The organism is Acinetobacter rongchengensis, assembly GCF_003611475.1.
GTDB lineage: Bacteria > Pseudomonadota > Gammaproteobacteria > Pseudomonadales > Moraxellaceae > Acinetobacter > Acinetobacter rongchengensis.
In genome coordinates this window covers 19,703-34,612 of record NZ_RAXT01000023.1, presented here as the reverse complement: position 1 = coordinate 34,612, position 14,910 = coordinate 19,703, and the positions used below count along the sequence as shown (strand labels likewise).

13 protein-coding genes and 3 tRNA genes are annotated in these 14,910 nt (G+C 37.6%); 11 read left to right on the top strand and 5 right to left on the bottom strand.

Annotated elements, in window-relative coordinates:
* Positions 1 to 104: 104 nt before the first annotated feature.
* From D7V20_RS11460 to D7V20_RS11435, 7 genes are all read left to right on the top strand, one after another.
* Positions 105 to 980, top strand: a complete 876-nt coding sequence (locus D7V20_RS11460; RefSeq protein WP_120384417.1) for a MetQ/NlpA family ABC transporter substrate-binding protein — start codon at positions 105 to 107, stop codon at positions 978 to 980.
* 73 nt (positions 981 to 1,053) lie between these two features.
* Positions 1,054 to 2,079, top strand: a complete 1,026-nt coding sequence (locus D7V20_RS11455) for a methionine ABC transporter ATP-binding protein (protein WP_120384416.1) — start codon at positions 1,054 to 1,056, stop codon at positions 2,077 to 2,079.
* Complete coding sequence (locus tag D7V20_RS11450) at positions 2,076 to 2,771, top strand: methionine ABC transporter permease (protein ID WP_120384415.1); 696 nt, start codon at positions 2,076 to 2,078, stop codon at positions 2,769 to 2,771. The genes D7V20_RS11455 and D7V20_RS11450 overlap by 4 nt, the downstream gene beginning before the upstream one ends.
* A gap of 147 nt (positions 2,772 to 2,918) precedes the next feature.
* Positions 2,919 to 3,086: a hypothetical protein gene (locus D7V20_RS20125; protein ID WP_235831632.1), complete on the top strand. Its 168-nt coding sequence runs from the start codon at positions 2,919 to 2,921 to the stop codon at positions 3,084 to 3,086.
* A gap of 72 nt (positions 3,087 to 3,158) precedes the next feature.
* The gene (locus D7V20_RS20120) at positions 3,159 to 3,536 is read left to right on the top strand and encodes a hypothetical protein (RefSeq protein ID WP_235831631.1); all 378 of its coding nucleotides are present in this window, start codon (positions 3,159 to 3,161) and stop codon (positions 3,534 to 3,536) included.
* Between the two features lie 116 nt (positions 3,537 to 3,652).
* Positions 3,653 to 4,384: a hydroxyacylglutathione hydrolase gene (gene gloB, locus D7V20_RS11440; RefSeq protein ID WP_120384414.1), complete on the top strand. Its 732-nt coding sequence runs from the start codon at positions 3,653 to 3,655 to the stop codon at positions 4,382 to 4,384.
* 456 nt (positions 4,385 to 4,840) lie between these two features.
* Positions 4,841 to 5,044 (top strand): hypothetical protein, encoded by a 204-nt coding sequence (locus D7V20_RS11435; RefSeq protein WP_120384413.1) that lies wholly within the window; start codon positions 4,841 to 4,843, stop codon positions 5,042 to 5,044.
* A 341-nt stretch (positions 5,045 to 5,385) separates the two neighbouring features.
* Here the strand turns inward: D7V20_RS11435 and D7V20_RS11430 are convergent.
* The 5 genes from D7V20_RS11430 to D7V20_RS11410 form a co-directional block, all read right to left on the bottom strand.
* Positions 5,386 to 5,470: transfer RNA gene (locus D7V20_RS11430), tRNA-Leu, on the bottom strand.
* Between the two features lie 37 nt (positions 5,471 to 5,507).
* Positions 5,508 to 5,581, bottom strand: a tRNA-Trp gene (locus D7V20_RS11425).
* Between the two features lie 41 nt (positions 5,582 to 5,622).
* Positions 5,623 to 5,707 (bottom strand) — tRNA-Leu (locus D7V20_RS11420).
* Positions 5,708 to 5,815: 108 nt separating this feature from the next.
* Complete coding sequence (locus tag D7V20_RS11415) at positions 5,816 to 6,649, bottom strand: protein kinase domain-containing protein (protein ID WP_120384412.1); 834 nt, start codon at positions 6,647 to 6,649, stop codon at positions 5,816 to 5,818.
* A complete protein-coding gene (locus D7V20_RS11410; protein ID WP_120384411.1) occupies positions 6,649 to 8,160 on the bottom strand; it encodes a DUF3336 domain-containing protein in 1,512 nt (503 codons plus the stop codon). The genes D7V20_RS11415 and D7V20_RS11410 overlap by 1 nt, the downstream gene beginning before the upstream one ends.
* A gap of 226 nt (positions 8,161 to 8,386) precedes the next feature.
* Between D7V20_RS11410 and D7V20_RS11405 the strand changes: the two genes are divergently transcribed.
* From D7V20_RS11405 to cysE, 4 genes are all read left to right on the top strand, one after another.
* On the top strand, positions 8,387 to 9,259 hold the full coding sequence (locus D7V20_RS11405; protein ID WP_120384410.1) for an ATP-binding protein: 873 nt from the start codon (positions 8,387 to 8,389) through the stop codon (positions 9,257 to 9,259).
* 272 nt (positions 9,260 to 9,531) lie between these two features.
* Positions 9,532 to 13,101, top strand: coding sequence for a DNA polymerase III subunit alpha (gene dnaE / locus D7V20_RS11400; protein ID WP_120384409.1), 3,570 nt, complete (start codon positions 9,532 to 9,534; stop codon positions 13,099 to 13,101).
* 48 nt (positions 13,102 to 13,149) lie between these two features.
* Positions 13,150 to 13,983 (top strand): RNA methyltransferase, encoded by an 834-nt coding sequence (locus D7V20_RS11395; protein ID WP_120384408.1) that lies wholly within the window; start codon positions 13,150 to 13,152, stop codon positions 13,981 to 13,983.
* Complete coding sequence (gene cysE, locus D7V20_RS11390; RefSeq protein ID WP_120384407.1) at positions 13,983 to 14,828, top strand: serine O-acetyltransferase; 846 nt, start codon at positions 13,983 to 13,985, stop codon at positions 14,826 to 14,828. The genes D7V20_RS11395 and cysE overlap by 1 nt, the downstream gene beginning before the upstream one ends.
* The last annotated feature ends 82 nt before the right edge of the window (positions 14,829 to 14,910 follow it).

The window sequence follows — 14,910 nt, the reverse complement described above, 5'->3', positions numbered from 1 at the left end:
CATGGATGAATACAAAAGAATCTATGCATATGTTTTCTATATAATGTTAGAAATTAAATCAAATGAGAATGTAAAGAAATTTGCATTTCCACTAGGATGAATACATGAAAAAGCTGTTTGGTGTTTTATTTAGTGCCTCTGTGCTTACCCTCTCTGCTTGTGGAAAACAAGAAGCTCCAAAAAATGATGCAGCAGCTCCAGCGGATGCAAGCAAAGAACAAGTCGTGACCATGGCTTCAACTGGCTCGGATGCTGATATTTGGCGTTACATTGCAACACTACCTGAAACAAAGCAAGCAGGAATCAAACTTGAAGTTAAAAACTTCACTGATTACGTTGCAATGAATACTGCTGTTGCAAATAAAGAAGTAGACATCAATGCATTCCAATCTTATGCATATCTTGTTGCTTTTAATGATTCAAACAAAGACAAGATTGCTGCTGTTTCTACCACTTACTTAGAACCAATGGGTATTTACTCAAGCAAAGTAAAAAAAGTTGAAGACTTTGCTCCAGGTGCAACCATTGCGATTCCAAATGATGGTGCAAATGAATCACGTGCATTATTGCTTTTACAATCTGCCGGCTTAGTAAAATTAAAAGATGGCTTTGATCTAGTTAAAGGTACGCCTGCTGATATTACTGAAAATGCGAAAAAAATTGTCATCAAACCGATTCAAATGGCCACAGCTGTACGTGCTAAAGATGAAGTTGATGCGATTGTATTGGGTAATACACTTGCAATGGAAGGTGGTCTAAACGTACTCAAAGACTCTATTTACTATGAGCCAATCGATCAAACCACAAAAATGAACGTCAATGTTCTTGCCGTTGCAGAATCTCGTAAAGACGATCCTATTTTGAAAAAAGTGGGTGAGTTATATCATGTTCCAGCTGTTGGTAAGTATGTTCAAGAACACTTTGGCGGGACTAAAGTGCATGTAAATAAGCCTGTAAGCTATCTTACAGAATCAAAATAGTCTTATAATGGCTTAAACGAAACAGGCAAAGTTACTTTGCCTGTTTTTTCATTTTTGTATAGTTTCTGACGATATGATTGAATTTAAAAACATTTCAAAACACTATGAACTTAAAGGTCAAACCATACATGCACTGGATCAGATCAATCTGAATATTCCAGCAGGGAGTATATTTGGCATTATTGGTTATAGTGGTGCAGGAAAAAGTACCTTAATCCGTATGATTAATTTGCTTGAACGTCCGAGTCAAGGGCAAGTCATTATTAATCAAAAAGACTTTACGGCACTAGATGCACGAGCATTACGTCAAGAACGTGCAAATATCGGTATGATTTTTCAACATTTTAATTTACTGCAAACCAAAACGGTTGCAGATAATATTGAAATGCCACTGATTTTATTGGGCATCAATAAAGCTGAACGTGAAAAGCGTCTGAATGAGCTGCTTGAATTTATTGACTTAAAACATAAAAAAGATGCCTATCCAGATGAACTTTCAGGTGGTCAAAAACAACGTGTAGGTATTGCACGTGCTTTGGCAAATCATCCTAAAATTTTACTGTGCGATGAAGCTACATCTGCGCTTGACCCGCAAACCACTAAATCTGTTTTAGCATTGCTAAAAAAAATTAATCAAGAACAAGGTATTACCATTGTCATGGTCACCCATGAAATGGATGTGATTGAAAGTGTTTGTGACTATGTTGCAGTTATGGAACAAGGTAAAGTGATTGAAACTGGCTCTACTTTGGCGCTATTTAGCCAACCACAACATCCGACTACCCAAAATTTTATTCAAACTGTATTACAGCAACAACTGCCTATTAATATTCTGAATAATCTTGAGAATCAAAACCATAACAGTATTTATAGCCTGCAATTCTTAGGGACTTCTGCGCAAGAAACAGTGGTACAAGCGGCGATTAAGCAATTTGATATCAGCTTAAATATTTTATTTGCCAACATGACTGAAATCAATGGCTCAGTCATTGGTCAAATGTTTATTCAACTGCTTGGTGACCCTAGCATCATCAATCAAACCATTGAATTTTTTGAACAACATGGCGTTAAAGTTACACAATCAGGAGTAACTGTATGAGAGATTTAATCGTACAATGGCTCACTGAAATCACGGCACCTTTTTGGCATAGTTCATTATCCATTGATCAATTTGTGACAGCACTGCAAGAAACCTTTCACATGGTTTTCTTTGCCATGCTTTTTGGTACGATTTGGGGCTTTATTCAAGCCATCATCTTATTGGTGACACGTCCACAAGGAATTATGCCAAATCGGGTGATTTATCATGTACTTAATCCAATTGTAAATGCATTACGCTCATTGCCCTTCATTATCCTTTTAATCGCGGTCATTCCTTTGACTAAACTGATTGTAGGTACTTCCATTGGAACTTGGGCTGCGATCGTACCTTTAACAATCTATGTCGGTCCTTATATTGGTCGTTTGATTGAAACTTCATTGCTTGAAGTTAATGAAGGTATTATCGAATCCGCGCAAGCGATGGGGGCTTCTCCAAGCCAAATTATTTTTAAATTTATTATCCCTGAAGCACGTAGTTCTTTGATTTTAAATTTAACCACTGCGACCATTAGCTTAATCGGCGCAACGGCAATGGCTGGTGCTGTCGGTGCAGGTGGTATTGGTGATTTAGCTATTTCTTATGGTTATCAACGCTTTGATACCAGTGTTGTTATTTTAACTGTTATTGTTTTACTTATCTTGGTGCAACTGGTGCAGAGTATAGGTGATTGGTTATCTAAACTAAGATAACCACTTTTCACACTACTATTCAATTCAGCATTTCAAAATACCCTCTTTTCTGAGGGTATTTTTATTGCCGCTGTATCACCGATTTAATCATTGAAATAAATAAAGATAAGAGCTAATGTCAAACAAACTTTAAGATCAACCATCGCAATGCATAAGCTTAGTCAAATAACGACAACAATCGCAGTCCTATTATCATCAATCAGTTCCGCACAGATCACTATGGACTATACCACCACAGTAAAAGTCAATCAGATTGAGCTCGTTCAAAGCGTGGCTGCGAATCAAATTGAAAAACTTATTGGCAAACCTGTATAAAATATCGAGAAAGAATATTCCGAATGTACCGCAAACTATGAATATTCCACATCATTTGCAAATGGAAAGACTTTGAAGTTTGAAATATTTCCAGAAGACAACCCGCAAATTAAATCAGAGAATTTCTATAAAACTAAACATAACTTTCAACAGCTTGGTTCAACCCAAGGCCGTGTTTGGCTCTCATGGAGCAATATGCAATCACTCACTGAAACAGTACTCATCAATGGTAAACGCATCAACCATCAATACACATTCAATCAGTTCAAAAAAGACTTTCCGCTGAGTGCCAAAACAGGAAATTCGGTGTTAATGCTGGATAATGCAGAAGTCAAAAGTTATCTTAAAAATCCAAATGATTACACCGCTAGCTATACATCCTATGTTTATTTTGGGTTTAAACATGGAAAATTAAGTCAGCTAGAGATTCATCAAGGTATAGCCTGCTAATAAGAGCACATTTTTTAAATAATTCAATTCAATACATAACAATACATAAATCTAGGATTTAACAAGATGATTGATTTAAAATATACATTAAATAAGATTAGAGATGGAAATCTGTCATGCGCTATAAAATTCACGTGATCGATGTAAAGAACCAATTACAGAATTATATTTGGCTCATCGAAGAAACCACGAGCCATGATGTGGTCGTTATTGACCCGACACAGGCCGATTTAGTTAAAAGCTACTGTGCTGAACATCAACTGCATTTAAAACAAATTTGGCTAACACATTGGCATAAAGACCATATTGGTGGTGTACCGCAACTGATTGCTGATCATCAACTTCCTGCATATGGCCCGCGTGAAGAATTAAGTCAGATCCCCTTTCTCACCCATCCCTTACAACATGATGATCATTTCAAATTTCATGATTTAAACATTGAAATTATTGCAATTCCAGGTCATACCTTGGGACATATTGCGTTTTTTATTGATGAAATTGACAGTGTTTTTTGTGGTGATACCCTATTTGCAATGGGTTGTGGACGTATGTTTGAAGGTACACCCGAGCAATTTTATCACTCGTTGAATCGTCTAGCAGCATTACCACCGAGAACAAAAGTCTACTGCACACACGAATATACACTCTCCAACGCTCAATTTGCATTACATATTGAACCTGAGAATCGAGCCATTCAACAACGTGCTGAAGAAGTCACACAACTGCGTGCGCGAGGCGAAATCACACTACCAAGCACTATCGAATTAGAACTTGAAACCAACCCTTTTTTAAGAGTGGATAGTGCTGACGAATTTGCACGTATTCGCGCATTAAAAGACAACTTTTAATCAATACAAGCAATATATTTCACTTGCTCTGCCTTTAGCGTTTCAATTTGGCAATGGATTTCAGCCACCATTCACATATAAATACAGGGCACGTGGTCAAAAATTTTTGAAATCACGTGTTCTCGATTTCAATATCATCACTATTTGCTGTGCTTTGATAAATTTATTTACATTCTCAGCAAATAAATTTCTTAATTAAAATTTTGTGACAAATCATTTGAAATGATGCAGAGTATTTTTAATCTAAGATATATCCAATTGATATTTATCATATTTAAAAATGAAATAATTGACTCAACAAAGTTTTTAAATCATTCACGCCTTCTATATTTAAAATAGTGATTTTTACTTGTGATCAAAAATTGATATAAAAAATAACTTTATGCAAATTGCCCCTTTAAAAATTTGATGATCATCCCTATTAAATTTTAAAGGAAGGAATTAAGGAGATCTTCTGTGAAAAAGGTTGTTAAGGCAAAAAATTTAATTGCATTTCGTATTTGGTTAGAGAAATTAGGTTATTCAGTAAAGAACTTAGCTGATGGTAAAGGATTTACGTTCAGCTTTAAAAAAGAATATGGCTTGGTCACATGCGATTTATCAGGTAACCCTTTGGCGGTTCAACTTGGTGAAGAATTTGAAGATCACTTAAAAGCATAGTAAATTTTAAAAGTTTAGTAAATTTTTATAAACTATATTTAAATGAAGTGTCTCTTTGAATCAAAGACCTGTGTTGTATTTTCTTTAAATAAGTAAAGCTCAGGTCTTTCTAAATAAAACATGACATTTTGATTCTTTTTTAGTGGGTAACAATCCCTCACTGCATTGTGATTATTCAAACCACTGCTTCGCTATATCCTTGAACACTTTGGCAAACGCTCAACTTATCTCAAACCCTAAACATCGACACATTGAGTGAATCAATATCGTATTACTGTGAATAGTGCTTTATAAATTTTAGGCAATAAAAAAGGCAAGATTTTTATCTTGCCTTTTAAATATGGTGGGGACGGAGAGACTCGAACTCTCACACCTTGCGGCGCTGGAACCTAAATCCAGTGCGTCTACCAATTTCGCCACGTCCCCGAATAAAAAAACCATATCAGTGGTATTTTAAATAACTTGGCAGAGGATCAAGGATTCGAACCTTGACGAACGGTTTTGGAGACCGTCATGCTACCATTACACCAATCCTCTATCACACTTCATTTTGCTTTAATGCCACAAAATGAATTGCTTGGTGGGGACGGAGAGACTCGAACTCTCACACCTTGCGGCGCTGGAACCTAAATCCAGTGCGTCTACCAATTTCGCCACGTCCCCAATGGCTGTGTATATTATAGAGATCATTTCAGTATGACAAGCCCTTTTTAATAAAAACACACTCGTTTGTTTAAATAAAAATCAAAAACACCCCGCACTGCTTTTTCATTAAACAATTTGGTTTAATACTTGTTTTAATTGATAAATATTTGAGCAACGTTGTACTTTATTTTTCATTAGCATCATTAATAATATTTCTTCTAACATTTCAAATTGTATTGGAAGATCAATTTTTAAGCTTTGACAATGTAAATTTGCCCAATCTAAATAGTGCTTTTGCTTAAATCGTGTTTGTGTCAGCCATTCTAACCAAATGATACCTAAAGCATAGACATCACTCGCAAACGATTTAGGTTCAGCATGAAATAATTCTGGCGCCATATAGCGTGGAGTCGCTGTATTTGGCATATAACGAACTCGTTCAATAGTTGATGCTTGTTCGAAATCAATCAGCGCAGCGACATCATTAGAATAACGAAAATGTGCAACTTTCAAATCACCGTGTATATAACCGTATTCATGTAAATTTTCTAAGACGTCCAAACTTAATTTCAGTCGACGAGGAATTTCAGTTCGTGGTAATTGATCTATATTGTCAGAAAATAATAAAGGCGCATCTTCAACACACAATGTTTGTTCAATAAATCCTTCACTTTTTTGAAAATATTGTGGCGTGTTTAATATTGAAAAATTCAACAATAATGTGCTTTCACAAGTCTCTTTAAGCTTAAGTTGTCTATAACAATCCAATTCATTTAAAAAGCTTTGTTCGTGCGCCAAATAATCATGTGAAGATGTCGCGCTTTGTAATTGCAGTTTCAGCCAAAAGTTTCGCCCCTGTTGCTCGATCAAATAAATACGGCGTCCAAAACTTTGGCTTTTGGGGGAATTTATAGCTGTTGCTAAGTCAATACATCCCGCTTGTAATCTAATGACTGCCATTAGATCTCTGCAAGTTGTACTGGCTTGTTCGCTGCTTTTTGCTCAAAGTTTAATACTTCGAGACAATGCTGAATGGTTTTACCAATACGTGCATGTGTTTCAATACTCGAAATTTTCGGCCAAGTCGCACGCTCACCCTCTCGCTGTAAAAGCTTAAATAAATGTGGACGAGGGTTCTGCAACATATAGCTATAATGACGCAAACTATACTGCCCGATAATATTCACATCACCATAATAACGCTGATCAACTACACCATAACCATGATCAAGTATGCGACGTACCGACGGAATTCGTCCCATACGTCCACGAGCAAAATCCATAATCCCCATCGTTGCCAATTTGCCTTGTTGACGCACGATCCGCTCAGGCCAACTCAATAAATCCTTACGATAACGCTCTTCGTCATTCTGCATAAAAGGTACGATATGCGGATTCACCTGACTGGCAATGGTGTAATTTAAATTATAAAGTCGTGACATCCGTTCTTGTGGAAAGTCACTGCGTACACTGCCATCCACCCAACGCGTATTGGCCAAATAAGGTGTATGTACGCCATCGAAGCGTTTACTGGTTAAGCGAACAGGTGGGAACAAAATTGGTACTGCACAAGAGGCTAAAACTGCACTCCAAACCAATAAATCAGGTGATGTATACTTATTCATAATCCGTGCATCTTCTTGCGTAACATCATAAGGTGCAACGGTGATATTGATGTCTAAACCTGATTGATCAAAAGCTTCCTCAAAAGTGACATCGCCTAAATTTTCGATTAAGAATTTTTTGAGATATCGTACATCAGCAAAGCCACCATTTCCTTTAATCAACTCTCGAAAACCACGGAAATGGAATGCTTCACTATAAAATTGATCGCCTGAAAGTAAGTTCGGAATTTGACTCGGTTCATTCACACCCAATAAAGCAGTCATCAAGGCACCCGCACTTGAACCTGACAGCACATTCGGCATTAAGTCCTGTTCCATCAAGGCTTTGCATACACCACTATGGAATAATCCTAAGGTTGCTCCACCCGAAAACATCAATGCTGGTTGACCATATGCTTTTTCACAGTTTTTGAAAAAATTGATTTTATTTTCAAGCGTTAATAACTGACAGCTTTCTGAAGCAATAAAAGCCAAACTTTTACTCACTTCATCGATATAATCGTCAATAATTTTTTTGGTTCCGACATAACTGTGCGCAAATAACATGGGATGCCCAATATTTGCCACATCATGACTAAAGCCTTCACGTAGAATATAAATTAAATCTTGTGTTCTGTTCTGTTGACGATAACGACGCAATAAATTTAAACGATAAGAAATAATTTCAGCATCAAAATAAGGTGAACTGTTATCGAACTTCCACTCTTGAGCGCCCGTCTCTTCATCTAATTTCAATGCAATCGACTGCCACTCTTCATAGTTTTCAGCATTCGCCAACCGTCTTTTCAGTTTTTTTATACGATAAGCTTGATGCGGATTTAAATCTTGAGTGAGTTCTAATAGCATGTCTAATATTCCTTTGATTTTAATCCGATGAACTACACGACCATCTAACTGGACTAAACATTCATCTACAGACTATGCTTAAAAATAATCAGATAATCAATCACCATCAATCATTTAATCTGGTTAACAAAGACAAATTATCGAATCTTGAGATAAATACACCCAAAAGGCTGTGTTAAGATAACCGCCTAATCGTCGTTTATTAAAATCTCCAACGGATATAACAATGGCAGCTTTCGATTTACCCGATAATATCATTCAGAAATTATCAACAGTACTGGATCAATTACAGCAAGTGCTTCCAGAAACGAAACAAGATACTGATTTTTCTGCACCTGCTTTCAGATGGCACGATAAACAACTTAAAGCAATATACCAACCAAAGGCAATGCATCTTGAAGATCTTAAAGGGATTGAACGACAGAAAGCGAAAATCTTACAAAATACAGAGCAATTTTTACATGGACTCCCAGCCAATGATATCTTGCTCACTGGCTCACGTGGCACGGGAAAATCATCAATTGTCCGATCACTGTTAACACAATATGCTGATCAAGGTTTACGTTTAATTGAAATTGAACGTGATGATTTATCAGATCTACCTGAAATTCAAAAAATCATCAAAGATCGTTCTGAAAAATTTATCGTTTATTGTGATGACTTGGCTTTTAACGCTGAGGATGAAAATTACCGTAGTTTAAAAAGTGTTTTAGATGGTTCATTACAATCAGGTTCAAGTAATTTTATTATCTATGCGACCAGTAACCGTCGTCATTTATTGCCTGAATTCATGCATGAAAATATACCTGTAACAAAAGTTGATGTGCCTCAATATAAAGAGTTACACCCTCAAGAAGCGATTGAAGAAAAAATTTCTTTGTCTGACCGTTTTGGTCTGTGGCTGTCATTCTATCCGATGGATCAAGACCTGTATTTAGAAATTGTTGAGCACTATTTAAATAAAGAAAATATGCCGTTTAATGACGATGTTCGAACAGAAGCTTTAAGATGGTGTCAAGCACGTGGTCAACGTTCAGGTCGTGCCGCTTATCAATTTTCGAAACACTGGATTGGTTCAGAACGCTTAAAAATGCTTTAATGCCTTTAGCAATTAAAATCACTTTAGTCCTTTATTTTAAAGTGCAGTGATTATTGAACTATGCGATTTCGATAATCACTTTTTGCAAGTTTAATACATAAGTCATTTGGTTTTTTTACATTCAATCAGAACAAAATGCTTTAAAAATAATTTAATAACATTGTATTTCAATTATTTAATAAAAAATATTCTCAAAGCAAAGAATAAGTTATTTCAGCACATCAGAGTTTAAGCGTGATAAAATGCCCAACAGTTTGAGATAGGATTTATTTATGCAGTTTGTTCATCTTGGTGTTCATACAGAATTTTCGATCACCGAATCGATCGTACGGATACCTGATCTGATTAAAGCTGCGACATCAGACGAAATGCCTGCTTTGGCCATTACTGACTTATCCAATCTACATGCTGCTGTTAAGTTTTATAATAAAATACAAGGCAAAGGTATCAAGCCTATTTTTGGTAGTGTGATTCGTTTAAATGACGCTAACCATAAAGCAACTTTATTGGCAATGACCAATAAAGGTTGGCGTAGCCTGACTGAAATTGTCTCTCGTGGTTTTATTGAAGGTCAGCAGCTTTCTATTCCATGTATCCAAAAAGAGTGGATTCTTGAACAATCTGACGATTTAATCATCTTATTGGGTTTACACAGTGATATTGGTGAACTGTTGTGTTCTGCTTATCCTGAAAAAGCTGAGCCTTTATTAGAACAATGGATTGAAAAGTTTGGAAATCGTGTTTATTTGGCGCTAACACGTACTGGGCGCCCTTTAGAAGAAAACTTTAACCAAGAAGCGCTAAAACTTGCTGCAAAATATAATATTGGTGTCGTTGCACACAATGATGTGCATTTTATAAAACAAGAAGATTTTGAAGCACATGAAGCGCGGGTTTGTATTGCCGATGGTTATGTTTTAGGTGACAGCAAACGTCCTAAAAATTATACACCTGAACAATATTTTAAGTCGTCAGCAGAGATGATCGAGCTGTTTGCCGATATTCCAAGTGCGATTGAAAATACTTTACAAATTGCAAAACGTTGTACTGTTTCTTTACGTTTAGGGTTCAATGACTTACCTGATTATCCTATCCCAGAAGGTCATACAATTCACAGTTATTTCAATCATTTATCTGAAGTAGGTTTGGAAGAACGTTTAGCTGTACTCTACCCTGTTGAAAAACGTGATGAAGATTGGGCTGAAATTCGAAAACCGTATGATGAACGACTGGCTTATGAACTTGGTATCATCAATAAAATGGAGTTCCCGGGTTATTTCTTAATCGTCATGGACTTCATTCAATGGTCAAAAAATAATGGTGTTCCAGTAGGCCCAGGACGTGGTTCAGGTGCAGGCTCATTAGTTGCTTATAGTTTAAAAATCACAGACTTAGACCCTTTACGCTATGATCTACTCTTTGAACGATTCTTAAACCCAGAACGTGTGTCCATGCCTGACTTCGATATCGACTTTTGTATCGCAGGTCGAGATAAAGTCATTGATTACGTGGCTCGACATTATGGGCGAGATGCCGTTTCACAGATTGCAACTTTTGGTACTATGGCAGCAAAAGGAGCGATTCGCGATGTCGCACGTGTTCTAGGTAAATCTTATGGTTTAGCTGATCGTATTTCAAAAATGATCCCAACCAAACCACTAGGACTTTCACTCGAAGAATCAATCGAAGCTGAACCACAACTCAAGGATATTGTCACAAATCCCTCTAATCCTGATTATGAAGATGCATCAGAAATATGGGAAATGGCACTCAAGCTTGAAGGAATTACCCGTAACACAGGTAAACACGCGGGTGGTGTGGTGATTGCACCGACAAAAATTACGGATTATTCAGCAGTTTTATGTGAAGCTGATGGCACAGGTCGTGTCGCTCAATTCGACAAGGATGATGTTGAAGCCGCAGGACTGGTTAAATTTGACTTTTTAGGTTTACGAAATCTGACGGTGATTGAAGCAGCCGTTCAAAATATCAATAAGCGTATTCAATCTGAAACTCCTGTCGACATTTCTTTAATCTCATTGACTGATGCAAAAGCATATTCAGTATTTGCTGAAGCAAATACCACTGCGGTATTCCAGTTTGAATCCGTGGGCATGAAAAAGATGCTTAAAGAAGCACGCCCAAGTAAGTTCGAAGAAATTATTGCGTTTGTGTCGTTATACCGACCGGGGCCAATGGATCTGATTCCAGACTTTATTCATCGTATGCATGGTGGTGAGTTTGAATATCTTCATCCATTACTCGAAAGTGTACTCGAACCGACTTATGGCATTATGGTTTATCAAGAACAGGTGATGCAGGCGGCGCAGCTTTGTGCAGGTTATACACTGGGTGGCGCAGATTTACTTCGACGTGCGATGGGTAAAAAGAAAGTCGAAGAAATGGTCAAACAGCGTGCCACCTTTATTGAAGGTGCCGCACTTAAAGATATTGATGAAGGCACTGCCAACCATATCTTTGACTATATGGAGAAATTTGCGGGCTATGGTTTTAACAAATCGCATGCGGCAGCCTATGCACTGGTTGCCTACCAAACTGCTTGGCTAAAAGCACACTACCCTTCTGAGTTTTTAGCCGCTGTTTTATCTTCAGAAATGCAGAATACAGATAGTGTCGTATTCCTTATTGATGACTGCCGAAATAACGGCCTAGAGGTTTTGCCACCATCGATCAATATGTCGTTTTATCAATTCCATGCCAGTGATGCAGACACGATTATTTACGGTTTAGGTGCAATTAAAGGTGTTGGTGAGCAAGCCATGCAATCTGTGATTGACTCACGGATTCAAGACGGCCCATATAAAGATTTATTCGATTTCTGCCATCGTGTAGATTTGAAAAAAATCAATAAACGTACTTTAGAAGCATTAATTCGTGCGGGTGCTTTAGACTGTCTAGGGATCGAACGTGCAAGTTTAATGTTACAACTTCCTGAAGCCGTTCAAGCTGCTGAGCAAGCCCGATCAAACCGTGAAACAGGGATTATGGACTTGTTTGGAGAAGTTGAAGAAGTTCAGCGCAAACCTGCTAAACCCGTAAAACCTTGGTCAGATGAAGTTCGATTAAAGGGTGAAAAAGATACCCTTGGCTTGTATTTAACAGGTCATCCAATTGATGTGTACCGTGCTGAACTTAAAGCTTTTATTCCAAATAAAATTAATGAACTCACACCTACACGTCGTGGTGTTACCACTGTTTTTGCAGGTTTAGTGGTCGATGTTGCAAACTTCCCAAATCGTATGGTCATTACACTTGATGATGGTACGGCACGTATCGAAATTTCTACAAATCATGAGCGATTCCAGCGTTTTAAAGATATTATTCAAAATGAAAAAGTTGTAGTGATTGAAGGTGAAATCTATGAGCGTGAAGGTTTTGATCGTCCAATGGGACGTTTAACCAAAGCATTTACACTCAATGAAATTCGTCAGAAACGTGCCAATCATATTGCCGTGACTTTAAATCCTGAAATTATCACTAAAACATTAGCATCTGATATTCAAAAGATTTTATTGCCTTTCTGTAATGTCGATATGTGTCAACATATTCCGATGCAAATCCAATTAGACTACGATTATGCAACAGCAGAATTACATTTAGGGCAACAGTGGAAAATTGCGCCTTTAGATGAATTACTTGCAAAATTACGTGACTATTTTGGTAAAGAAGCAATTCATATTGAATATCAAGTCAAATCAAAAGCAGCAAAAGCTGTTGATCACCGACAACAACCAGTTCAGCAACTTGCCCCTCCGCCAAGTGATATGAGCATGGATGATGCCATGGAACAATACATGGCCGATGCAGGTCAGTTTTCGTAAGCTATGCAATCATCTTTTTAAATCAAAGCTTAATTTTTTGGAAAAATAATGGATATTATCGACAATGCTGTGATTTCACAGCATTTAAGTCATGTACGTATTGTGATGGTCAATACAACGCTTCCTGCCAATATCGGCAGTGCCTTACGTGCAATGAAAACCATGGGTTTATCTAAATTGGTACTGGTCGCACCTAAAACCTACCCGCATCCAGATATTGATGCACTTGCAGCAGGTGCTACCGATCTGATCGATCAGATTGAAATAGTCGAAACTTTAGAACAAGCCATTAAAGATTGTCACTTGGTATTTGGCACGAGTGCACGTAGCCGTACCATTCCATGGCCTCTTTTGGATGCTCGCCCTGCATCACAAAAATCAATGCAAGCTGTCATCAAAGACCAACAAGAAATTGCGATTGTATTTGGACGTGAAGATCGTGGACTAACCAATGAAGAATTGGCGCTGGCAAATTATCATGTCACCATACCTGTCAATACGGATTATGGTGTTTTAAATGTTGCACAAGCCATCCAAGTACTGTGTTATGAAATGCGTATGGCAACTTTAGAATTGGTCGAAAAACAGGTGGATACGCAAGCCGTTATGCAAGTTACCGATACAGATCATATGCATTGGGATGAACCTTTGGTTACACATGAACAAATGGAACAGTTTTATCCACATTTTGAACAAATGCTCGCTGAAATTGAATTCTTGGATCCTAAAAACCCAAGATTACTCCCATTACGCTTGCGCCGCTTATTTGGGCGTATACAATTAGATAAAATGGAATATCATTTACTACGCGGCATATTTAGCCGAGTTCAAGCTTTAAATAACGGTACATGGAAAAAATCCCAAAATGAGGATCAAAACTAATGCTTAAACAGCTCAAAGAAGATATTCAAGCTGTATTTGCGCGAGATCCAGCTGCGCGAAATACATTCGAAGTTTTAACAACTTATCCAGGTATACATGCCCTAATTATGCATCGTATAGCGCATGAGCTTTGGGAAAAAGAATGTAAAACTTCAGCACGAATCTTGTCTTCTTTTAGTCGTTTTGCCACAGGTATTGAAATTCATCCAGGTGCCAAAATCGGCAGACGCTTTTTTATTGATCATGGTATGGGCGTCGTGATTGGTGAGACTGCTGAAATTGGTGATGATGTGACCTTGTATCATGGCGTGACCCTTGGAGGCACAACGTGGAATAAAGGTAAACGTCATCCTACCCTTGGAGATGGGGTGGTTGTCGGCGCGGGTGCAAAAATCCTCGGGCCATTTATTGTGGGTAAAAATGCCAAAGTTGGCTCTAATGCAGTCGTGACAAAAGCCGTACCTGAAGGTGTAACAGCAGTTGGTAATCCAGCTCGCTTTATTAGCAAAGACAAAGAACCTGTTCAACTCAAAGAGCAAGAACCTCGATGTCCTGACAATACTAATTTAGATCATTTAACTGAAAGTAATGAAAACACTGACTTTCAACCCTATGCTGCAAGCCAAGAACAGGTCGATCCTATTTTGGAAGCTATGCGTGTGTTGATCGATCGCTTAGAGCAGAATGAAAAGCGTATGAATGATTTCTGCGCTCGACTTTCACTGTTAGATCCAACATTTAATAAACAACAAATCGATGAGCAACCGTATAGCGAGGAAGAGCTTAAGATTATTGAAGATGTTCGACGTGAATGTAAGTCGCAAAGTCATCCATCTAAAAGCTAATGTATAGTTTTTAATACAATAAACTAAATCAAGTTGCATGTTTATACGTCTTTTCATAGACTGATGAACATGCAACTCTACT

What these genes read in the sequence shown, in the direction of transcription:
- gloB (WP_120384414.1), top strand. Translation starts at nt 3,653, where the DNA reads ATGCGCTATAAAATTCACGTGATCGATGTAAAGAACCAATTACAGAAT.
- D7V20_RS11410 (WP_120384411.1), bottom strand. Translation starts at nt 8,160, where the DNA reads ATGCTATTAGAACTCACTCAAGATTTAAATCCGCATCAAGCTTATCGT.
- cysE (WP_120384407.1), top strand. Translation starts at nt 13,983, where the DNA reads ATGCTTAAACAGCTCAAAGAAGATATTCAAGCTGTATTTGCGCGAGAT.
- D7V20_RS11405 (WP_120384410.1), top strand. Translation starts at nt 8,387, where the DNA reads ATGGCAGCTTTCGATTTACCCGATAATATCATTCAGAAATTATCAACA.
- D7V20_RS20125 (WP_235831632.1), top strand. Translation starts at nt 2,919, where the DNA reads ATGCATAAGCTTAGTCAAATAACGACAACAATCGCAGTCCTATTATCA.
- D7V20_RS11415 (WP_120384412.1), bottom strand. Translation starts at nt 6,649, where the DNA reads ATGGCAGTCATTAGATTACAAGCGGGATGTATTGACTTAGCAACAGCT.
- D7V20_RS11395 (WP_120384408.1), top strand. Translation starts at nt 13,150, where the DNA reads ATGGATATTATCGACAATGCTGTGATTTCACAGCATTTAAGTCATGTA.
- D7V20_RS11455 (WP_120384416.1), top strand. Translation starts at nt 1,054, where the DNA reads ATGATTGAATTTAAAAACATTTCAAAACACTATGAACTTAAAGGTCAA.
- dnaE (WP_120384409.1), top strand. Translation starts at nt 9,532, where the DNA reads ATGCAGTTTGTTCATCTTGGTGTTCATACAGAATTTTCGATCACCGAA.
- D7V20_RS11460 (WP_120384417.1), top strand. Translation starts at nt 105, where the DNA reads ATGAAAAAGCTGTTTGGTGTTTTATTTAGTGCCTCTGTGCTTACCCTC.
- D7V20_RS11450 (WP_120384415.1), top strand. Translation starts at nt 2,076, where the DNA reads ATGAGAGATTTAATCGTACAATGGCTCACTGAAATCACGGCACCTTTT.